The sequence below is a fragment of the Hydrogenophaga sp. OTU3427 genome (genome assembly GCF_038440225.1).
Classification (GTDB): domain Bacteria; phylum Pseudomonadota; class Gammaproteobacteria; order Burkholderiales; family Burkholderiaceae_C; genus Hydrogenophaga.
On record NZ_JASATI010000025.1, the window covers coordinates 1 to 20046 of the forward strand.

17 protein-coding genes are annotated in these 20046 nt (G+C 67.1%); 6 read left to right on the top strand and 11 right to left on the bottom strand.

Going from position 1 to position 20046, the window contains the following annotated elements:
- Positions 1-71 precede the first annotated feature (71 nt).
- Entirely contained in the window at positions 72-1862 is a 1791-nt protein-coding gene (locus tag AAHB17_RS14880; protein WP_342131414.1) for an acyl-CoA dehydrogenase, read from the top strand.
- A 93-nt stretch (positions 1863-1955) separates the two neighbouring features.
- On the top strand, positions 1956-2924 hold the full coding sequence (locus AAHB17_RS14885; RefSeq protein ID WP_342131415.1) for an NAD(P)H-dependent flavin oxidoreductase: 969 nt from the start codon (positions 1956-1958) through the stop codon (positions 2922-2924).
- Positions 2925-2974: 50 nt separating this feature from the next.
- Here the strand turns inward: AAHB17_RS14885 and AAHB17_RS14890 are convergent, their stop codons facing one another.
- The 3 genes from AAHB17_RS14890 to AAHB17_RS14900 are packed head-to-tail and all read right to left on the bottom strand — an operon-like array spanning position 2975 to position 5965.
- Positions 2975-3979 (bottom strand): cytochrome d ubiquinol oxidase subunit II, encoded by a 1005-nt coding sequence (locus tag AAHB17_RS14890; RefSeq protein WP_342131416.1) that lies wholly within the window; start codon positions 3977-3979, stop codon positions 2975-2977.
- A 13-nt stretch (positions 3980-3992) separates the two neighbouring features.
- On the bottom strand, positions 3993-5375 hold the full coding sequence (locus AAHB17_RS14895; protein WP_342131417.1) for a cytochrome ubiquinol oxidase subunit I: 1383 nt from the start codon (positions 5373-5375) through the stop codon (positions 3993-3995).
- A 17-nt stretch (positions 5376-5392) separates the two neighbouring features.
- Positions 5393-5965: a GbsR/MarR family transcriptional regulator gene (locus AAHB17_RS14900; RefSeq protein ID WP_342131418.1), complete on the bottom strand. Its 573-nt coding sequence runs from the start codon at positions 5963-5965 to the stop codon at positions 5393-5395.
- 151 nt (positions 5966-6116) lie between these two features.
- Between AAHB17_RS14900 and AAHB17_RS14905 the strand changes: the two genes are divergently transcribed.
- On the top strand, positions 6117-7205 hold the full coding sequence (locus AAHB17_RS14905; protein ID WP_342131419.1) for a PA0069 family radical SAM protein: 1089 nt from the start codon (positions 6117-6119) through the stop codon (positions 7203-7205).
- A gap of 10 nt (positions 7206-7215) precedes the next feature.
- Here AAHB17_RS14905 and AAHB17_RS14910 read toward each other — a convergent pair whose 3' ends face one another.
- Entirely contained in the window at positions 7216-8580 is a 1365-nt protein-coding gene (locus tag AAHB17_RS14910; RefSeq protein ID WP_342131420.1) for an MBL fold metallo-hydrolase, read from the bottom strand.
- 119 nt (positions 8581-8699) lie between these two features.
- Between AAHB17_RS14910 and AAHB17_RS14915 the strand changes: the two genes are divergently transcribed.
- A complete protein-coding gene (locus AAHB17_RS14915; RefSeq protein WP_342131421.1) occupies positions 8700-9017 on the top strand; it encodes a DUF805 domain-containing protein in 318 nt (105 codons plus the stop codon).
- A 71-nt stretch (positions 9018-9088) separates the two neighbouring features.
- On the opposite strand, the gene dnaJ is transcribed toward AAHB17_RS14915, so the two are convergent.
- From dnaJ to grpE, 3 genes are all read right to left on the bottom strand, one after another.
- Positions 9089-10222 (bottom strand): molecular chaperone DnaJ, encoded by a 1134-nt coding sequence (gene dnaJ, locus AAHB17_RS14920; protein WP_342131422.1) that lies wholly within the window; start codon positions 10220-10222, stop codon positions 9089-9091.
- An 88-nt stretch (positions 10223-10310) separates the two neighbouring features.
- Entirely contained in the window at positions 10311-12251 is a 1941-nt protein-coding gene (gene dnaK / locus AAHB17_RS14925) for a molecular chaperone DnaK (RefSeq protein ID WP_342131423.1), read from the bottom strand.
- A 95-nt stretch (positions 12252-12346) separates the two neighbouring features.
- The gene (gene grpE / locus AAHB17_RS14930) at positions 12347-12901 is read right to left on the bottom strand and encodes a nucleotide exchange factor GrpE (protein ID WP_342131424.1); all 555 of its coding nucleotides are present in this window, start codon (positions 12899-12901) and stop codon (positions 12347-12349) included.
- 110 nt (positions 12902-13011) lie between these two features.
- Here grpE and AAHB17_RS14935 point away from each other — a divergent pair, with 110 nt between their 5' ends.
- Both AAHB17_RS14935 and AAHB17_RS14940 read left to right on the top strand, forming a co-directional pair.
- A complete protein-coding gene (locus tag AAHB17_RS14935; RefSeq protein WP_342131425.1) occupies positions 13012-13860 on the top strand; it encodes a fumarylacetoacetate hydrolase family protein in 849 nt (282 codons plus the stop codon).
- A 470-nt stretch (positions 13861-14330) separates the two neighbouring features.
- Complete coding sequence (locus AAHB17_RS14940) at positions 14331-16595, top strand: CshA/CshB family fibrillar adhesin-related protein (RefSeq protein WP_342131426.1); 2265 nt, start codon at positions 14331-14333, stop codon at positions 16593-16595.
- A gap of 18 nt (positions 16596-16613) precedes the next feature.
- Here AAHB17_RS14940 and AAHB17_RS14945 read toward each other — a convergent pair whose 3' ends face one another.
- Genes AAHB17_RS14945 through AAHB17_RS14960 form a run of 4 tightly spaced genes read right to left on the bottom strand, consistent with a single transcriptional unit; the run spans position 16614 to position 20046 of the window.
- Entirely contained in the window at positions 16614-17156 is a 543-nt protein-coding gene (locus AAHB17_RS14945) for a MarR family winged helix-turn-helix transcriptional regulator (RefSeq protein WP_342131427.1), read from the bottom strand.
- Positions 17157-17169: 13 nt separating this feature from the next.
- The gene (locus AAHB17_RS14950) at positions 17170-17589 is read right to left on the bottom strand and encodes an acyl-CoA thioesterase (protein WP_342131428.1); all 420 of its coding nucleotides are present in this window, start codon (positions 17587-17589) and stop codon (positions 17170-17172) included.
- Between the two features lie 31 nt (positions 17590-17620).
- Entirely contained in the window at positions 17621-19321 is a 1701-nt protein-coding gene (locus AAHB17_RS14955) for an acyl-CoA dehydrogenase family protein (protein WP_342131429.1), read from the bottom strand.
- Positions 19318-20046 carry an ABC transporter ATP-binding protein gene (locus AAHB17_RS14960; RefSeq protein WP_342131430.1) on the bottom strand — a complete coding sequence of 243 codons (729 nt, stop codon included), beginning with the start codon at positions 20044-20046 and terminating at the stop codon, positions 19318-19320. The genes AAHB17_RS14955 and AAHB17_RS14960 overlap by 4 nt, the downstream gene beginning before the upstream one ends.

Here is a 20046-nt window from a genome sequence, read left to right on the forward strand (position 1 = left end):
AGCCTTTGATGTTTTGACATCCCGGCAGGCGTCAATGAACTTGACGCCTTTTTTGTATCTGGAGACAAAAGATGAGTTACACCGCCCCCCTGAAGGACATGTTGTTTGACATCGAGCACCTGGCGAACATCGCGCAGGTGGCCGAGTTGCCGGGTTTTGAAGAAGCCGGCCTGGACACCGCACAGGCGGTGCTCGACGAATGCGCCAAGCTCACCGAAGGGGTGGTGGCGCCGCTGAACTGGGAGGGCGACAAGAACCCGTCCTGGTTCAAGGACGGGCAGGTCACCACCACGACCGGCTTCAAGGACGCTTTCAAGCAATACGGCGAAGGCGGCTGGCAGGGCTTGCAGCACCCGACCGAGTTCGGTGGTCAGGGCCTGCCCAAGACCATTGGCGCGGCCTGCATTGAAATGCTCAACAGCGCCAACATGAGTTTCGCGCTGTGCCCCTTGCTGACCGATGGCGCCATCGAAGCCCTGCTGACCGCCGGCAGCGACGAACTCAAGGCCACCTACCTCGAAAAGTTGATCAGCGGCCAGTGGACCGGCACCATGAACCTGACCGAGCCCCAGGCCGGCTCGGACCTGGCCGCCGTGCGCAGCCGCGCCGAACCCTTGCCCGATGGCAGCTACAAGGTCTTTGGCACCAAGATCTTCATCACCTACGGTGAACACGACATGGCCGAGAACATCGTCCACCTCGTGCTGGCCCGCGTGACCGGCGCGCCCGAAGGCGTCAAGGGCATTTCGCTGTTTGTGGTGCCCAAGTTCATGGTGAACCCCGATGGCTCGCTGGGCGTGCGCAACGACGTGCATTGCGTGAGCATCGAACACAAGATGGGCATCAAGGCCAGCCCCACCGCCGTGCTGCAGTACGGCGACCACGGCGGTGCCGTGGGCTACCTGGTGGGCCAGGAGAACCGCGGCCTGGAGTACATGTTCATCATGATGAACGCGGCCCGTTACGCCGTGGGCATGCAGGGCGTGGCCATTGCCGAGCGCGCCTACCAGAAGGCCGTGGGCTACGCCCGCGACCGCGTGCAAAGCCGCCCGGTGGACGGCAGCCTGAACACCGCCGCGCCCATCATCCACCACCCGGACGTCAAGCGCATGCTCATGACCATGCGCGCACTGACCGAAGGCTGCCGCGCCATGGCGCTGACGGCCGCCGCCGCCTACGACGCCTCGCACCACCACCCGGACGCCGAGGTGCGCAAGCAGAACCAGGCCTTCTACGAATTCATGGTGCCGCTGGTCAAAGGCTACAGCACCGAGATGAGCCTGGAGGTCACCAGCCTGGGCGTGCAGGTGCACGGCGGCATGGGCTTCATCGAGGAAACCGGTGCCGCCCAGCACTACCGCGACGCCAAGATCCTGACCATCTATGAAGGCACGACCGCCATCCAGGCCAACGACCTGGTGGGGCGCAAGACCGCGCGCGATGGTGGGCAGACCGCCTTGGGCCTGGCCAGGCAGATCGAAACCACCGAAGCCGAACTGGCCCAGAGTGGCAGCGCCCACGCCCTGGCTGTGGCCAAGCGCCTGACGGCCGCGCGCGTGGCCTTTGAAGACGCCGTGAAATTCGTCGCCGGCCACACCAAGGCCGATCCGAACGCCGTGTTTGCCGGCAGCGTGCCCTACCTGCTGCTGGCGGGCAACGTGATGGCGGGCTGGCAGATGGCGCGTGCGCTGCTGGTGGCGGAGGCGCAACTGGCCGCAGGCACCGACGTGGCCTTCATGCAAGCCAAGATCACGACCGCGCGTTTCTACGCCGACCACATCCTGAGCCGCGCCCCGGGCGTGCGCGACAGCATCGTCGAAGGCGCGCTGGGCGTGACCGAGATGGCGTTGGACGCCTTCTGAAGCACCCTGCATCGCCGGCCCTGTAGCTGCGGCGACAGGGCGCGGCGGCCTGTTCCCACCAGAATCGCACAGCACATCATCCACGGAGACCCCATGTCCAGACTGCCCCCGGTATTGCAGAAGATCAAGTTTCCCGTCATCGGCTCACCGCTGTTCATCATCAGCAACCCCAAGCTGGTGATCGCCCAATGCAAGGCGGGCGTGGTGGGCTCCATGCCCGCGCTCAATGCGCGTCCGGCCGCGCAGCTCGACGACTGGCTGGCCGAGATCACCGAGGCCCTGGCCGCCCACGACAAGGCCAACCCCGACAACCCGTCCGCGCCCTTCGCCATCAACCAGATCGTGCACAAGAGCAACGACCGGCTGGAGCACGACCTGCAGCTGTGCGCCAAGTACAAGGTGCCCATCGTCATCACCTCGCTGGGCGCGCGCGAGGACGTGAACCAGGCCGTCCACAGCTGGGGCGGGATCGTGCTGCACGACGTCATCAACAACGTGTTCGCGCGCAAGGCCATCGAAAAGGGCGCCGATGGTCTGATCCCGGTGGCCGCGGGTGCCGGAGGACACGCCAGCGCCAAGAGCCCGTTCGCCATGGTGCAGGAAATCCGCGAATGGTTCGACGGCCCGGTCGCGCTGTCGGGCGCCATTGCGTCGGGCGGCGCCATCCTGGCCGCGCAGGCCATGGGGGCCGATTTCGCCTACATCGGCTCGGCCTTCATCGCCACCGACGAGGCCCGTGCGGTGGAGGGCTACAAGCAGATGATCACCGAGAGCAACTCGGACGACATCGTCTACAGCAACTTCTACACCGGCGTGCTGGGCAACTACCTCAAGGGCAGCATCAAGAACGCCGGCATGGACCCCGACAACCTGCCGGTCAGCGACCCGAGCAAGATGAATTTCGCCAGCGGCGAGGGGTCCAACTCCGCCAAGGCCTGGAAGGACATCTGGGGTTGTGGCCAAGGCATTGGCGCCATCCGCGAGGTGGTGCCGGCGGCCGAGCTGGTGGCCCGTTTCAAGCGCGAATACGCCGAGGCCAAGGCCCGCCTGGCCATCGCCTGAGTTCGACTCAGATCTTGCACCACAACGCGCCTTCGGGCGCGTTGTGCATTTCAGAGCCCGTAGGTCAGCTCGCGCGCCTTGCCCCAGAAGACCCGGTACATGAACACGGTGTAGACCACGATGGCGGGCAGCGTCACCGCGACACCCGCCAGGACCACCAGCAGCGACTCGGTGGCGCTCGCGGCCTCCCAGACATTCAGGCGGTCGAGCACGATGTAGGGGTAGAGGCTGTAGGCCAGTCCGAAGAAGGCCAGCACGAAAACCAGCACGGTGGCGGCGAACACCACCCAGCCGTGGCCGGCCTGCACCAGCAGGGGGCGGCGCAGCACGTGGCGCGCCGCGAACAGCGCCACCACGCAGGCCAGCGGTATCGGCAGCAACGCGAACAGCTGGGGCAGGGCGAACCACTTGTGCGCGACGGTCTGGCTCACCACCGGCGTGGCCAGGGAAATGGCCCCCAGCGCCAGGGCCATGGGCCAGAAGGCGCGCAGGCCCCAGCGCACGGCTTTGTGCTGCAGTTCACCTTCCACCTTCATGATCAGCCAGCCCGCGCCCAGCATGGTGTAGGCGGTGGGCAGGGTCAGCGCGATGCCTGCCGCGAACAGGAGCGACAAGGTGTCGCGGCCAAAGCCGCCGAGGTAAGCGCCCAGCATCCAGCCCTGGGCCATGCTGGCCAGCAGCGAGCCAAGGGCAAACACCGCGTTCCAGAAGCCCTTGTGGACGGCGCGGGCCTTGACGCGAAAATCAAAGGCCACGCCGCGCAGCGTCAGGCCCATCAGCATCACCGCCACCGGCAGGTACAGGGCCTGCAGCACCAGGCCGTGGGCCTTGGGAAAGGCCACCAGCAGGACGCCGATGCCCAGCACCAGCCAGGTCTCATTGGCGTCCCAGAAGGGGCCGATGCTGGCCACCATGGCGTCCTTTTCGGCCGCCGTGGCAAAGGGCAGCAGCATGCCCACGCCCAGGTCGTAGCCATCCAGCACCACGTAGGTCAGCAGGGCCAGGCCCATCACGGCCATGAACAGCAGCGGCAACACATAGGTCCAGTCGATCATGGGGGCTCCAGGTTCAGGCGTTGGGGGCGGCCGGGATCGTCGCGGTGGCCGGCGCGCGCGCGGAGGCGGGGTCGACCAGCTGGACCGGGTGCTCGGCCATGTACTTCACGACCGCCACGTAGGACACCAGCAGCACGAGGTACAGCGCGAGGTAGGCGACCAGCGTGATGGCGACCATGGGCGGCGCGTTGGGGGCCACCACGTCGGCGGTGCGCAGCAGGCCATAGACGATGAAGGGCTGACGGCCGATCTCGGTGACGTACCAGCCGGCCAGCGTGGCCACCCAGCCCGAGAAGGACATGCCCGCCAGCGCCCACAGCAGCGCACGCGGTGGCTCGGCGCCACGGCGCCGCGCGCGGCGCAGCAACCAGGCGGCCGACCAGGCGACGGCCAGCATCAACATGCCAACCCCCACCATGATGCGAAAGCCGAAGAACACAGGGGCCACCGGCGGGTGGGCATCGGGGAAGGCGTCCAGGCCTTTCAGCTCGGCGTTGGCGTCGTGCGCCAGCACCAGGCTGGCCGCCTTGGGAATCTGCAGCGCATACAGGGTGCGGCCTTCCTTTTCGCTGGGCCAGCCGAACAGGGTCAGCGGTGCGCCCTTTTCGGTGTGCCAGATGCCCTCGATCGCGGCGATCTTGGCCGGCTGGTGCTGCAGCGTGTTCAGGCCATGCAAGTCGCCCACGAAAATCTGCAGCGGGATCAGCACGGCGGCGGCGGTGACCGCCGCGTGCAAGGCCTGGTGTGTGCCCGCATGTGGGGTGCGCTTGAGCACCTGCCAGGCGCTCACGCCGGCGATCAGGAAGGACGCGGTCAGCCCCGAGGCCAGCAGCTTGTGGCCCAGGCGGTAGGGGAAGGAGGGGTTGAAGACGATCTCGCGCCAACTGCTGGCATGGAACTCGCCATCGACGATGGTGTAGCCTGCGGGCGTCTGCATCCACGAGTTCAGGCTCAGTATCCAGAAGGCCGACAAGGTGGTGCCGATGGCCACCATCAGCGTGGCGATGAGGTGCACACGCTCCGAGACGCGCCCGCGCCCGAACAACATGATGCCCAGGAAGGTGGCCTCGAGGAAAAAGGCCGTCAGCACCTCGTAGCCCAGCAGCGGGCCGGCGATGTTGCCGGCCTTTTCCATGAAACCTGGCCAGTTGGTTCCAAACTGGAAACTCATGGTGATGCCCGACACCACGCCGATGGCGAAGGTCAGCGCGAACACCTTGGTCCAGAAGTAGTAGGCCGTCTCCCAGCCCAGTGCGGCGGGTGAGCCGCGTGTGGCGCTGAAACGCCAGCGGAAGAACAGCAGGAACCAGCACAGCGCGATGGTGATGGTGGGAAACAGGATGTGGAAGCTGATGTTGGCCGCGAACTGCAGGCGCGACAGCATGAGGGTGTCCATGGCGGGGTCCGTTGAGGTCAGGGGGTTTTGCGCGTGCCGGCGCCGGTCAGACGGTCCTTGAGCTCCAGCACCTTGGTGACCGCAGTGCCCATGCCCATCAGCTGCATGGCGGTCTCAGGCGCCAGCCGCTGCACGTCGTCGAACCATGTCATCAGCCGGTCGATCAGATCGTGCATCTCACGCATGCGCTGCTGGGCGTGGCGCTCATCGTCGGTCTGCGCCTCTTCCAGCAAGGCCATGCGCAGCATGGACAAGGTGGGTTCGATCTCGCGGCGACGCCGCTCCTCGGCCAGCATGCGGAAGATGTCCCACACGTCGTCCGGCGCCTCGAAATACTCGCGCCGGTCGCCCGGCAGGTGGCGCAACTTGACCAGACGCCAGGACTGCAGCTCCTTCAGGCCCATGCTGACATTGGAGCGCGAGAAGGCCAGCACCTCGGCGATCTCGTCCGCGTTGAGCGCGCGTGGCGAGATGAAGATCAGCGCATAGATCTGGCCCACCGTGCGGTTGATGCCCCATCGGCTGCCCATTTCACCGAAGTGGGCGATGAATTGTCGGTTCAGCGGAGGCAGGGGGGCGGGGGTTGTCATGCGCGTGATTGTCCATCTATTTACTGAAATTTCAGTAATTGCTGAAAATTCAGAAGGATTTTTGATCGGCAACAAACACGGTCCACCTTGCATCGCTTATAGGAATCACGGATACTGTAATTTCATACAGTTCCCTGATGCTTGTCTGGCCGTGAACGCAGTCTATCTCCCCATCAGCGCCGTCAAGGGGCGCGGCGCGGCTTCACGGCTGGCGCACCGTTTTGTGGTCGACCAGCGGGAGGCTTGCGACGACGGCTGGGGAACGCTGGATCGGTCGGCCGAAGAAGCGCCACGGCCATCACCCACCACAGTGATCGATGAAATCGCCTGCAGCGCAATCAGCCGCAACGCGTCGCCGGACGTGCCGTTCAGCCAGTCCCTCAACCCCTACCGGGGCTGCGAACACGGCTGCATCTACTGCTACGCCCGGCCCACCCACAGCTACCTCAACCTCTCGCCAGGCCTGGATTTCGAAACCAAGATCATCGCCAAGCGCAACATCGCCGATCTGCTGCGCGTGGAACTGGCCAAACCCGGCCACCGACCCGAAGCGCTGGGCCTGGGCACCGTGACGGACGCTTACCAGCCGGTCGAACGCGAACTGCGCCTGACGCGGGCCCTGCTGGAGGTGTTGCACGAGGCGCGGCACCCGCTGGCCATCATCACCAAGTCCAGCGGCGTGGAGCGCGACCTGGATCTGCTGGCGCCCATGGCTGAACAGCGGCTGGCCTCGGTCTACGTCACCATCACCACCCTCGATCCGGTGCTGGCGCGCGCACTGGAACCCCGCGCCGCCGCGCCGCACCGTCGCTTGCGCACCATCCGCACGCTGGTGGACGCCGGGGTGCCGGTGGGGGTGAGCGTGTCGCCACAAATTCCCTTCATCAACGAAGACATGGAGCAGGTGCTGGCCGCAGCCCGCGAAGCCGGTGCCGACCGCGCCTTCTACCAGGTGGTGCGCCTGCCCTGGGAAGTGGCGCCGCTGTTCCGCGAGTGGCTGCAGGTGCACCACCCGCTGCGCGCCGATCGGGTGATGGCACGCATCCACGACCTGCGCGGTGGCAAGGACTACGACAGCGACTTCGCCACCCGCATGCGCGGCCAGGGCCTGTGGGCCGACCTGATCCACCAGCGCTTCGAGAAGGCCTGCCGCCGCCTTGGACTCAACCGCGAACGCCATGTGCTGGACGGCAGCCTGTTCCGCCCGCCCGGTCAGGCTGGGCAGATGGCCTTGTTCTGATGCTGCCGCTTCAGGCGGACCAGGTGGCGCCGTGCTCGGGCACCGTGGCGCGCCAGCGCAGTTCCCGGTCGATGCGCAGGCGCAAGGCGTCGGACGCGCTCGGGTCGCCATGCACCACAAAGACTTGCTCGGGGCGAGACGGCATGGCACGCAGCCAGGCCACCAACTGCCCCGCATCGGCGTGGGCCGACGCGCTTTGCAGTTGCACCACCTCGGCCCGCACCGGGTGGTCCTGCCCATGCAGACGCAGGTGGGAGCCGCCGGCGGCCAGCGTGGCGCCACGGGTGCCGGGCGCCTGGTAGCCGGTCAGCACCACCATGTGACGGTGATCCCCGAGGTACTGCGCCAGGTGGTGCAGCACACGGCCACCGGTGGCCATGCCGCTGGCCGCCAGTATCACCTTGGGTCCATGGTTCATGGCGATGGCGCGCGACTGGTCGGGCGTCGCGGTGTAGGTGGCCGCGTGAGCCATCTGCCGGCACTGGGCGGCATCCAGCCGGTGTTCACCCAGGTGCTGCCTGAACAGTTCGGTGGTGTGGATGGCCATGGGGCTGTCCAGGTAGATGGGCAGCGATGGCGGGATGGTGTGGCGTGATTTCAGCTCGGCGATGGCGTGCAGCAGCGCCTGCGCCCGGCCCACCGCAAACACCGGCACCACGGCGGTGCCACCGCGGGCGGCCACACGCGTCAACGCCGGCCCCAGCTCGGCGATCAGGTCCTCCCTGGGGTGCTCGCGGTCGCCGTAGGTGGACTCGATCAGCACCGTGTCGGCGGCCGGTGGTGCCTCGGGGGGCTTCATCAGCAGGTCGTCTGGGCGGCCCAGGTCGCCCGAGAACAGGATGCGGCGCCCGCCCACTTCCAGCAGCAGGCTGGCGGCGCCGAGGATGTGGCCGGCGCCGCTGAAAAGCGCCACCCAGCCCGGCAGCGGCTCAAAGGCTTCCTGCACAGGCACCGCATGCAGCAGCTTGAGGCTGCGCCGTGCATCGTCTTCCGTGTACAGGGGCAGGGCGGGCGAATGCCGGGAAAAGCCGTGGCGGTTGGCGAAGGCGGCGTCTTCCTCCTGGATGTGGCCGCTGTCGGGCAGCAGGATGTGGGCGAGGTCGCGCGTGGCCGGTGTGACCCACGCCTTGCCGTGAAAGCCCTCCTTGGCCAGCAAGGGCAGGTGGCCGCTGTGGTCGAGGTGGGCGTGGGTCAGCACCACGGCGCCCAGCTGGCGCGGATCGAGGGGCAACGGCTGGCGGTTGCGCAGGCGCAACTGCTTGTAGCCCTGGAACAAGCCACAGTCGACCAGCAAGCGCTGGCCCGCGTGTTCCACCAGGAATTTGGAACCGGTGACCGTGCCGGTGCCGCCGAGGAAGGTGATGTGGACGCCCATGAGGGCATCTTAGGGCCTGCGCAGCGGCGCGGGGAGGGCGGGCCGGACAGCACCACCTGCGGCGGTTTCATTTTTGATATTACGATGGGCGCGTATCTGTCTGTTCTGGAGAAAACGCAATGACATTCGTGGATGCCATCAAGGTCTGTTTTTCCAAGTACGCCGATTTCAGCGGCCGCGCGGGCCGCTCCGAATTCTGGTGGTGGGTCTTGTTCAACTTTCTGGCCTACATCGCCTTGGCGGTGGTCAGCGACAAGCTGGCGCTGGTGTTCATGGTCGCGACCTTGGTGCCCTATTTCGCCGTCACGGCCCGTCGGCTGCACGACACCGACAGGAGCGGGTGGTTGCAGCTGGTGGGGCTGATCCCGCTGGTCGGCTGGGTGTTTGTCATTGTCTGGTGCGCCCAGGACAGCAAGAGCCCGAACAAGTACGCCTGACGGCATGGCCCGTGGCCCGCAAAAAAGCCAGCATGAAGCTGGCTTTTTTGCGGGTGGGGCGGGGCGCGTGGTCAGCTGAAGAAGGCCTTGGCCTTGTCGAACCAGCCCTTGTCGTTGGGGCTGTGCTTGTGGCCGCCCTTCTTGAAGGACTCGTCGAGTTCCTTGATCAGCTTGCGCTGGTGCTCGGTCAGCTTGACCGGTGTCTCCACCACGATGTGGCAGTAGAGGTCGCCCGGGTAGCTGGAGCGCACGCCCTTGACGCCACGGCCGCGCAGGCGGAAGGTCTTGCCGCTCTGTGTGCCCTCGGGGATGTCGATGGTGGCCTTGCCGGTCAGCGTGGGCACGTCGATCTCGCCACCCAGCGCCGCGGTGGGCATGCTCACCGGCACCTGGCAATGCAGGTCGTCGCCATCACGCTCGAAGATGTCGTGCTTGCGGATGCGGATCTCGATGAAGAGGTCGCCCGACGGTCCGCCGTTGCGCCCGGGCTCGCCGTTGCCGGCGCTGCGGATGCGCATGCCGTCGTCGATGCCGGCCGGGATCTTGACTTCCAGCGTCTTGTGCTTCTTGAGCTTGCCCTGACCGTTGCAGGTCGTGCAGGGCTCGGGGATGATCTTGCCGCTGCCGTGGCAGTGCGGGCAGGTCTGCTGCACGCTGAAGAAGCCCTGGCGCATCTGCACCGTGCCAGAACCGCTGCAGGACGGGCAGGTCTTGACGCTGGTGCCGGGCTTGGCGCCGGTGCCGCTGCAGGTGTCGCAGTTGTCCCAGGAGGGAATGCGGATCTGCGCTTCCTTGCCGTGGGCCGCCTCCTCGAGGCTGATCTCCATGGCGTAGGACAGGTCGTTGCCACGGTAGACCTGGCGCCCGCCACGGCCACCGCCGCGCTGGCCGCCGAAGATGTCGCCGAAGATGTCGCCAAAGGCTTCCGAAAAGCCACCGAAGCCTTCGGCCCCCGGGCCGCCGCGCATGTTGGGGTCCACGCCCGCATGGCCGTACTGGTCGTAGGCCGCCTTTTTCTGCGGGTCCGAGAGCATCTCGTAGGCCTCTTTGGCTTCCTTGAACTTCTCCTCGGCGTTCTTGGCCGTGTCACCCTGGTTGCGGTCGGGGTGGTGCTTCATGGCGAGCTTGCGGTACGCCTTCTTGATCTCCTCGTCGGAGGCGTTCTTGGGCACACCCAGCACTTCGTAAAAGTCGCGTTTTGCCATGGTCTGTCACTGTTCCTGTTGAACACGAACGCCGCGCCAGCCACCTTGCAGTGTCCGGGCGCGGCGGCGGTGGCGGGTTTCGGCCCGATCAGCCCTTCTTCACTTCCTTGACTTCGGCGTCGACCACATCGTCATCGGCGGGCTTGGACGAGGACGCGGTGCCTTCTGCTGCACCCGCACCCGCACCGGCGGCCGCTTGCTGCGCCTGCTGGTCGGCATACATCTTCTCGCCCAGCTTCTGGCTGGTGGTCATCAGGGCGGTGGACTTGGCTTCGATCGCCTCCTTGTCCTCGCCCTTGGCGGCCTCTTCCAGGTCCTTGATCGCGGCTTCGATCGCGTCCTTTTCACCTGCATCCAGCTTGTCGCCGTACTCGGTCAGGCTTTTCTTGACGCTGTTGGCCAGGGCTTCGGCCTGGTTGCGGGCCTGCACCAGCTCGACCTTCTTCTTGTCCTCGGCCGCGTTGAGCTCGGCGTCCTTCACCATCTTCTGGATTTCCTCCTCGGTCAGACCCGAGTTGGCCTTGATGGTGATCTTGTTTTCCTTGCCCGTGCCCTTGTCCTTGGCGCCGACGTGCAGGATGCCGTTGGCGTCGATGTCGAAGGACACTTCGATCTGCGGCGTGCCACGCGGAGCGGGCGGAATGCCTTCGAGGTTGAACTCGCCCAGCAGCTTGTTGCCGGCGGCCACTTCGCGCTCGCCCTGGAAGACCTTGATGGTCACGGCCGGCTGGTTGTCGTCGGCGGTCGAGAACACCTGCGCGAACTTGGTCGGGATGGTGGTGTTCTTGGCGATCATCTTGGTCATGACGCCGCCCATGGTCTCGATGCCCAGCGACAGCGGGGTCACGTCGAGCAGCAGCACGTCCTTGCGGTCACCCGAAAGCACCTGGCCCTGGATGGCGGCACCCACGGCCACGGCTTCGTCGGGGTTGACGTCCTTGCGCGGCTCCTTGCCGAAGAACTCCTTGACCTTGTCCTGCACCTTGGGCATGCGGGTCATGCCGCCGACCAGGATGACGTCGTGGATGTCGCCCACGCTGATGCCGGCGTCCTTGATGGCGGTGCGGCAGGGCGCGATGGTGCGCTCGATCAGCTCGTCGACCAGGCTTTCCAGCTTGGCGCGGGTCATCTTGATGTTCAGGTGCTTGGGGCCCGACGCGTCTGCCGTGATGTAGGGCAGGTTGATGTCGGTGGCGGCCGAACTGGACAGCTCGATCTTGGCCTTCTCGGCGGCTTCCTTCAGGCGTTGCAGGGCCAGCACGTCCTTGCTCAGGTCGACGCCTTGCTCTTTCTTGAACTCGCCAATGATGTAGTCGATGATGCGTTGGTCGAAGTCTTCGCCACCCAGGAAGGTGTCGCCGTTGGTGGACAGCACCTCGAACTGCTTTTCACCATCGACGTCGGCGATCTCGATGATGGAGACGTCGAAGGTGCCACCGCCCAGGTCATAGACCGCAATCTTTCGGTCGCCTTTTTCCTGCTTGTCCAGGCCAAAGGCCAGGGCGGCGGCGGTGGGCTCGTTGATGATGCGCTTGACGTCCAGACCGGCGATGCGGCCGGCGTCCTTGGTGGCCTGGCGCTGGGCGTCGTTGAAGTAGGCCGGCACCGTGATCACGGCCTCGGTGACGGCTTCGCCCAGGTAGTCCTCGGCGGTCTTCTTCATCTTGCGCAGGATGTCGGCGCTGACCTGCTGGGCCGAGATCTTGTTGCCGCGCACTTCCACCCAGGCGTCGCCGTTGTCGGCGGCAACGATGGCGTAGGGCATCAGGTTGATGTCCTTCTGCACTTCCTTCTCGGTGAACTTGCGGCCGATCAGGCGCTTGATCGCGTACAGCGTGTTCTTGGGGTTGGTCACGGCCTGGCGCTTGGCGCTGGCGCCGACCAGCACCTCACCGTCTTCCTGGTAGGCCACGATGGACGGCGTGGTGCGCGCGCCCTCGCTGTTCTCGATCACCCGCGTGGTGTTGCCTTCCATGATCGACACGCAGCTGTTGGTGGTGCCGAGGTCGATGCCGATGATTTTTCCCATGATGTTCTCCGTGAATTTGAAAGGATGCTGAAAAACTCAGATGTGGATGAGGTGTGGATAAGTGGCTGGATTTCAAGTGCACAAGCTGTGCGCCGTCACTTGGGCGCCGCCACGGTCACCAGGGCCGGGCGCAGCACGCGCTCGGCGATCAGATAGCCCTTTTGCAGCACCGCCACCACCGTGTTGGCCTCTTGTTCCGCCGGCACCATGCTGATGGCCTGGTGGTGGTGCGGGTCGAATTTGGCGCCGGCCTCGGGCGCGATGGGCAGCACCTTGTGGCGTGCCAGCGCGCTGCTCAATTGCTTGAGGGTGGCGTCCGCGCCTTCGCGGATCTGCTCGGGCGTGGCGTCCTGGATGGCCAGGCCGGCTTCCAGGCTGTCGGCCACCGCCAGCAGGCTTTCGGCAAAGCTCTCGACGGCGAACTTGCGGGCCTTGCTGACCTCTTCGTCGGCGCGGCGGCGGGCGTTTTCGGCCTCGGCCTTGGCGCGCAGGAATTGGTCGGCCAGGTCGGCGTTTTGCGCCTTCAGGGTGGCCAGCTCATCGGCCATGGCCTGTTCGGCTTCGGCCTGGTTGGCGGCCAGGGCGGCTTCGGCTTCCTCGGGGCTCACCGGGGTACCGGCGGCTTGGGGGTCGTTTGCAGGGTGGCTCATGGGTGCGTTTGGGCGAAGAGTGAAAACAAAATCGAACCGCAATTGGGGGCGGTCCCCGGCCTTTCAAGGCCCTCATGACAAAATGGTTGAAAACCCCACAGGAAACCCCCATGAAGCTCATGCGACACGGCCCGCGCGGCCAGGAAAAACCCGGCCTGGTGGACGCCCACGGCGGCCTGCGCGACCTCTCGGCCCACGTGGCGGACATCACACCCGCCACCCTGCACCCGGACACGCTGGCCCGGCTGGCCGCGATCGATCCGACCACCTTGCCGCTGCTGCCCGAAGGCACCCGCCTGGGCGCCTGTGTCGGGCAGGTGGGCAACGTGGTCGCCATCGGCCTCAATTATGCCGACCACGCCGCCGAGGCCGGCTTGAAGGCCCCCAGCCAGCCGATTGTCTTCAACAAGCACAACGGCGCCATCGGCGGACCGAATGACGACGTGCTGATGCCGCCCGGCAGCGAGAAACTGGACTGGGAGGTGGAGCTGGGCATCGTGATCGGCCGCCCGACCTGGCACGTGAGCGAGGCGGATGCCCTGCAGCATGTGGCCGGTTATTGCCTGGTCAACGACGTCTCCGAGCGCGCCTATCAGATCGAGTACGAAGGCCAGTGGACCAAGGGCAAGAGCTACCCCGGCCATTGCCCCATCGGCCCCTGGCTGGTCACGCCCGATGAGATCGCCGACGTGCAGACCATCGACCTGTGGCTGGACGTCAACGGCCAGCGCCGCCAGACCGGCAACACCCGGACCATGATTTTTGGCGTCGCCCACATCGTGAGCTACCTCAGCCGTTTCATGGCCCTGCAGCCTGGCGACGTGATTCCCACCGGCACGCCGCCCGGGGTGGGCATGGGGCACAAGCCGCCGGTTTACCTGCGGCCCGGCGACATCATGGAGCTGGGCGGTGGCGTGTTGGGCCGGCAGCGCCAGCGGGTGGTGGCTTACCCGGGCTGAGGCGCCAGGCCGGCGCCGGTGCTGGGCCCGGCGCTGCAGGGCGGATGCCTGAGCGGCCACGGACCAGCGGTGCTCGGGCCGCGGCGTGCACCCATCCCCGCCGACGTCTTGTCTGAAGCGCCGCCATCTGCGGCCTGCCACCACCGGCCAGAGCTCTGGTGTGGTGTGTCGCGACACCGCCCCCGACGCTCGGCAGCCATGTCGATCGGGCGAGCGCCAGGCAGGCACATTGGCCATCCGCCGAGGCTTCACGGCAGGGCAAATGGTTGGTAAGCTGCGGATCGAACAATGAGTGAGTTGCGGGGAGGATGTGGGCGCACAAGCCGCCGAAGCGGTCGCGCCTGTTCGTGAGACGGCAAGGCATGCCGCACCTCCCTGCGCAACGTCCAGCAGGGGGGTATATGTGCGTGATTCACAACCGCCGGCATGGGTGCGCCGGCCTTCATGCGTTGGCAAGGCGCTGGTGTGCGGTGTTGTGGCTGGCCCTGGCCTGCTGCGGCCAGGCGAGCGCACAGTACGCGACTGGAGGGGCGGGCGCCTACCGCGATCACATCCTGTGGTTCAACTGGGGGGCGGTGGGCACGGCCATACCCGGCACGGGCACCACCGTCACCCATGGCTTCGACGTTGCCGGTGCAACTCTGTCGGTGTCGTGCACCCTGTCCAACATCGTGGGCGTTCCAGCCCATGTCCCCGACCTGGAGGTGTACGCCCCCGGCGGCTACTTCCAGGACGGGCTGGACAACCTCTACAACATCGGCGGCATCGACGCCGCCAACACCTTGGCGGTCGGCGTCAAGAGCGTGGACCATGGGGCATCGGTCACCTTCGACTACGCCTGTTCGGCCACCCTGGACGGTGTCCCATACGCGCTGCCCGGCCTGGTGTTGGCGGATGCCGAGACCTCCAGCGTGTACGAGTCCATTCATGCGCGTCTTCCCCCCGGCGCCCGGCTGAGGCTGCTGGACCGCATCCGTGGCCCGGGGTGCGATGTGAGGTACTACGTCAGCCAGGATGGCGCTGGCAGCCATGTGATGTCGGCGGGCGATGGTCTCACGCAGACCTATCCCGACAGCTGTGACAGCGAGCCCAACCCGACCGGCGTCTTTTTCGTGGACGGCGCAAGCGCTGCCCAGATCGTGCTCAACGGCGGTGGCCTGCAGGCGGTGGCCCTGGGGGTGATGGTCCAGGGCGGCGACCGCGGTGATGCGCCGGCTTCGTACGGCGCGGCGGCCCATCTGCCCAGCGAGGTCCTCACCGGCGGCGACATACCGGTCGCATCGGCGCCCGGCACCGACATCTTCACCCTGGCGCTGGCGGGTCGGGTTCTGCCGGCGGTGCGCCTGGGGGCCGACGTGTCGGTCGACAGGACGGCATTCCCCGATGCCGCCGGGGCTTCGGCCGACACCTTTGACGACGCCCTGGCGACCCCCTTGCCGGTGTGGGGGGGCGATGGCAGCACCTACGCTCTGACGCCGGCCTGCAGCGTGGCCGGCAGCACGGTGGCCGGATGGATGGACTTCGATTTCAATGGCCAGTTCGATGCCGGCGAGCGGACGCAGGCGCTGTGTGACGGCGCGCAGGCCAGCCTGGCGTGGACGGTGCCGGTCGGCACGTCGAACCGGGCAGGTACCACCTACCTGCGCCTACGCATCGCCAGCAACGCCGCCGAACTGGTCTTGCCCACGGGGGTGGCCGCTGACGGCGAGGTGGAGGATTACGCACTGGACGTGGCCGACATGCGCGTGAGCCTGACCCAGATCCCTGCCAATCCCATCAATGGCCTGCTGCAGACGGGCTTGACCCTGACATGCACCAACGCCGGCGCCGCAGCGGTCAACGCGATGTGTGCCGTATCGATTTCAGTGGGCACGGTGTCGGCCATGTCCTGTTCGCCCACCGTGCCGGCGGCCATCCTGCCGGCGGGCGCGAGCATCGTCTGCACCTTCAACTACACCGGTACTGGGGCACCGGTCACGTTCACCGGCAGCACGGGGGCGGCCAACGAAACCAACACCGGCAACAACACCGTGGTGGCACTGTCCCCGGCGAGCATCGTCGCTGCGGACGACAGCCTCGGCACGCTGTCCTTTTTGACAGGCGGGCTGACCCCATCCGTGCTGGCCAACGACCAGCTGGGTGGCATCTTGCCGGCGCCCGACCAGGTGCTCATCACGCTGCTGGGGCAGACGGGACCCGCAGGCGCCTTGTTCAGCCTGGCGCCGGATGGCCGGGTCAGCGTGCCGCCCAATGCGGCCATTGGCAGCCATGTGCTGAGCTACCGCCTCTGCTCGGTGGCCACCGCCTCCCTGTGCGACGACGCACAGGCGGTGCTGAATGTGGTCGGTGGGCTGGTCGCCGCGCCGGACAGCGCCAGCACCGCCTCGGGCCAGCCGGTGTCGGTTGCCGTCACCGCCAACGACAGTTTCCCGCCGGGTGCCCTGGTTACCGTGCCCGCGGCTTCCACCGCTCAGGGAGGCGCCGTGACCTGCACGCCGGTGGCACCGGCCAGTTGCACCTACACGCCCGCGCCAGGCCACGTCGGCGCCGATCAATTCACGTACAGCTTGTGCGCGCCGGCGCCCAATGCCGCCGTCTGTGCCCAGGCCACGGTGTCGGTCACCGTGGCGCCCCATCCCGTGCAGCCGGTGCCGGTGGTATCACCGTGGTGGCTGGCGTTCGGCCTGGGGATGAGCACGGTCTGGGCGGCGCGGCGGCGGCGCCTTGGCGCGTGACCAGCAGGACCGGCTGGCCTACCCGAGCGCTTCGGTGTCGGTGCCGCCCCGAGGATGGCTGTACACCCGGCGCAGCAGGCTGTGCAGGGTCTCGCGTTCGTCGGCGCTGAGACCGGGCAGGGCATCCACTTCCAGCGCGGTGGCCGTGGCCTTGGCTTGGGCGTAGAGTTTTTTGCCAGCGGCACTCAGGTGCAGGCCCTGGGCGCGGCGGTCGGTCGGGTGCTCGCGTTTTTCGATCAGCCCGCGCGTTTCCAGCTGGCGCAGCATGCCCACCAGGTTGGGCGGCAGGATGTCGAGCGCGCCACACAGCTGGCGCGAGGTGATGCCGGGGTTGTGCGCGATCAGCGACAGCACCGAAAAATCCACCGGACGCAGGTCGTAGGGCGCCATGCGTTCGAGGAAGACCGAGATGATGGACAAGGCGGCCCGGCGGGCGTTGTAGCCGGTCAGGGTCTCCAGGAAGGAGGTGTCCACGGTGGTCACCGCAGCGGCGGCGGGTTTGCGCGTGGCGCCGGCGCTGGCCGGGCGGCGCAGGCTGCGGGCGGTCGAGGGCTCGGTCATGGCAGGGGCCAGCTCAACTGCACAGGGCCTTGATGTCCTCGGGCACCGGGATGGCCTTGATGCGGTCCGGGTTCTCGGGCGGGTGGACCACGAAGGCGCGGGTCTCAAAGCCTTCGCACAACACGGTGTCGCCCCGGCGCACCACGTGTTTCTGGATGAAGACCTTGTCGCGCCATTCCTCCACCGTGGTTTCGATGCGCAGCGTCTCGCCGTAGGTGGCGGGCACCATGAAGCGGGTGTTGATCTCCAGCAGCGGTGTGCCGACGATGCCGCGCGTCTTGACCAGCTCGCGCCAGGGCGGCACGCCATTGGCCATGAAGAAATGCAGCGAGGCGGCGTCCATCCACTTCGAGAAGTTGGGGAAGAAGACGATGCCGGCGGGATCGCAATCGCCGAACTGGACCTGGATGTCGTAGAAAGTGGACTTGCTCATGGTGGGGAAGAAGGGGGCGTCGGGCCAGGCTTTATTGTGCACAGCGCGCCAGCACCATCTGTTCGCGCATGGCGAACTCGGGCAGCACGCGCTGGCGCAGGGCCTGGGCGGGGCGGGACCATCGGTCGTCATCCGCGGGTGCGGCGCGCTCGATCTGGTGGCCAGCCCACTGCAGCAGCACCAGGGCGGTGGCGCGCAGGTAATCGCCCGCCACCTCGTGGGCCAGCGTGTCCTCGCGCGGTGCGGCCAACACCACGGCCTGCGTCAGTTCGCGCAGCTGGATGATGCGCTGGCGCAGCGCGGTGTCCTGTGCGCCGGTGCCCAGGTTGTGTGACAGGTCGTCGAGCAGGGCCTGCAGCGAGGCACCGCCATCGGGCAGTACCTTGCGCAGCAGCAGGTCGATGGCCTGGATTTCGTTGGTGCCCTCGTAGATCATGCTCACGCGCGCGTCGCGCACGATCTGCTCGATGCCCCATTCGCGCACATAGCCGTGGCCCCCAAACACCTGCAGGCATTCGCTGGCGCCGCTGAAAGCCTGTTCGGTGAAAGCGCTCTTGAGCACCGGTGTGGTCAGGGCGCACCAGCGCTGGGCCGCGGCACGGCGCGCAGCGTCGGGGTGGTGTTTGGCGACGTCCAGTTCCAGTGCGGTGCGGTAGGCCAGCACGCGCCCGGCGTCGACCCAGGCGCGCTGGGTGTCCAGCTTCTGGCGCATGGCCGGGTGGCGGGCGATCAGGTCGGCCGGCTCGGTGTCGCTGCGCGGGCCGGGCGCGCGCATCTGGCGGCGTTCGGCGGCGTAGGCGTCGGCTTTCTGCCAGGCGGCATCGAGCAGGCCCACACCCTGCAGCGCCACGTGCAGGCGGGCGGCGTTCATCATCACGAACATGGCGTTCAGTCCACGCCCGGGTTCGCCCACGATCTGTGCGCTCGCTTCGTCAAAACGCATCACACAGGTGGGGCTGCCGTGCAGGCCCATTTTTTCCTCGATGCGCTCACAGACGACGGCGCTGCGGCTGCCGTCCGGGTAGAACTTGGGCACGAGGAACAGCGACAGGCCCTTGGGGCCGGCCGGCGCGTCGGGCAGCCGGGCCAGCACCAGGTGCACGATGTTGTCGCTGAGGTCGTGTTCCCCGCCCGAGATGAAGATCTTGGTGCCGCTGAGTCGGTAGCTGCCGTCCGCCTGCGGCACGGCCTTGGTGCGCACCAGCCCGAGGTCGCTGCCAGCGTGGGGTTCGGTCAGGCACATGGTGGCCAGCCATTCGCCGGTGGCCAGCTTGTCAAGATACAGGGCCTTGAGCTCGTCGGACGCGTGGTGCTTCACACACTCGTAGGCGCCGTGCAGCAGGCCGGGGGCCATGGTCCAGCCGTGGTTGGCCGCGCTCAGCCATTCGTAGAGCACCGCTTCCAGCACCGTGGGCAGGCCCTGGCCGCCGTCTTCGGTGGCGGTGGCGAGCGCCGGCCAGCCTGCCTGCCAGAACGCACGGTAGGCGTCGGCAAAACCAGGGGGTGTGGTGACGCGCCCGGCCTCGAAGCGGCAGCCGATCTCGTCGCCGTCGCGGTTCAGGGGCGCCACCACCTCGGCGACGAACTTGCCGGCCTCCTCCAGCACCTGTTGCATCAGCGCCGGGTCGGCGGTTTCGGCCAGGGCGGGCAACTCGGCCAGCTGCTGTGGCAGGCGCAGGACGTCGAACAGCAGGAAAGTGGTCTCGGCGGCGTTGGGCTGGTAGGCGTTCATTGTTTGGCCGCCCCGAGGTAGGTGTCGATCACGCGCGGGTCCTGTGCCAGCTCGGCCGCCGGGCCGTGCAGGCTCAGCTCGCCCATTTCCAGCACGTAGCCGTGGTCGGCCACGGCCAGCGCGGCGCGCGCGTTCTGCTCCACCAGCACGATGGTCACGCCGGTCTGCCGCAGGGTCTCGATGATGGCGAAGATTTCCTTCACGATCAGCGGTGCCAGGCCCAGGCTGGGTTCGTCCAGCATGAGCACGCTGGGGCGGGACATCAGCGAACGGCCCACCGCCAGCATCTGGCGCTCACCGCCCGACAGGGTGCCGGCCAGCTGGGCGCGGCGTTCCTTGAGACGCGGGAACAGGCTGTAGACGTCATCGAGCCGGTCGCGCCACTGGGCGTTGCCCAGGCGCATCTGGCGGTAGCCGCCCAGCACCAGGTTGTCCTCCACCGGCATGGTGCCGAAGAGTTCGCGTTTTTCGGGCACCAGGGCGATGCCGCGCATCACGCGCTCCTCGAGCGTGAGGGTACCGATGTCCTCGCCCTCGAACTCGACCCGGCCCTTGGACGGCAGCAGGCCCATCATGCTGTTGAGCAGGGTGGACTTGCCGGCGCCATTGGGGCCGATGACGGTGATCACGCTGCCCTTGTCGGCGTGGAGGTCGATGCCGTGCAGCACCTCGGCGCGGCCGTAACCGGCGCGCAACTGCTGGATGCGAAGAAGTGGGGTGCTCAT

Bases quoted from the DNA above. Each gene is read 5' to 3' on its own strand.
- AAHB17_RS14880 (WP_342131414.1), top strand. From the start codon at position 72: ATGAGTTACACCGCCCCCCTGAAGGACATGTTGTTTGACATCGAGCAC.
- AAHB17_RS14885 (WP_342131415.1), top strand. From the start codon at position 1,956: ATGTCCAGACTGCCCCCGGTATTGCAGAAGATCAAGTTTCCCGTCATC.
- AAHB17_RS14890 (WP_342131416.1), bottom strand. From the start codon at position 3,979: ATGATCGACTGGACCTATGTGTTGCCGCTGCTGTTCATGGCCGTGATG.
- AAHB17_RS14895 (WP_342131417.1), bottom strand. From the start codon at position 5,375: ATGGACACCCTCATGCTGTCGCGCCTGCAGTTCGCGGCCAACATCAGC.
- AAHB17_RS14900 (WP_342131418.1), bottom strand. From the start codon at position 5,965: ATGACAACCCCCGCCCCCCTGCCTCCGCTGAACCGACAATTCATCGCC.
- AAHB17_RS14910 (WP_342131420.1), bottom strand. From the start codon at position 8,580: ATGGGCGTCCACATCACCTTCCTCGGCGGCACCGGCACGGTCACCGGT.
- AAHB17_RS14915 (WP_342131421.1), top strand. From the start codon at position 8,700: ATGACATTCGTGGATGCCATCAAGGTCTGTTTTTCCAAGTACGCCGAT.
- dnaJ (WP_342131422.1), bottom strand. From the start codon at position 10,222: ATGGCAAAACGCGACTTTTACGAAGTGCTGGGTGTGCCCAAGAACGCC.
- dnaK (WP_342131423.1), bottom strand. From the start codon at position 12,251: ATGGGAAAAATCATCGGCATCGACCTCGGCACCACCAACAGCTGCGTG.
- grpE (WP_342131424.1), bottom strand. From the start codon at position 12,901: ATGAGCCACCCTGCAAACGACCCCCAAGCCGCCGGTACCCCGGTGAGC.
- AAHB17_RS14935 (WP_342131425.1), top strand. From the start codon at position 13,012: ATGAAGCTCATGCGACACGGCCCGCGCGGCCAGGAAAAACCCGGCCTG.
- AAHB17_RS14945 (WP_342131427.1), bottom strand. From the start codon at position 17,156: ATGACCGAGCCCTCGACCGCCCGCAGCCTGCGCCGCCCGGCCAGCGCC.
- AAHB17_RS14950 (WP_342131428.1), bottom strand. From the start codon at position 17,589: ATGAGCAAGTCCACTTTCTACGACATCCAGGTCCAGTTCGGCGATTGC.
- AAHB17_RS14955 (WP_342131429.1), bottom strand. From the start codon at position 19,321: ATGAACGCCTACCAGCCCAACGCCGCCGAGACCACTTTCCTGCTGTTC.
- AAHB17_RS14960 (WP_342131430.1), bottom strand. From the start codon at position 20,046: ATGAGCACCCCACTTCTTCGCATCCAGCAGTTGCGCGCCGGTTACGGC.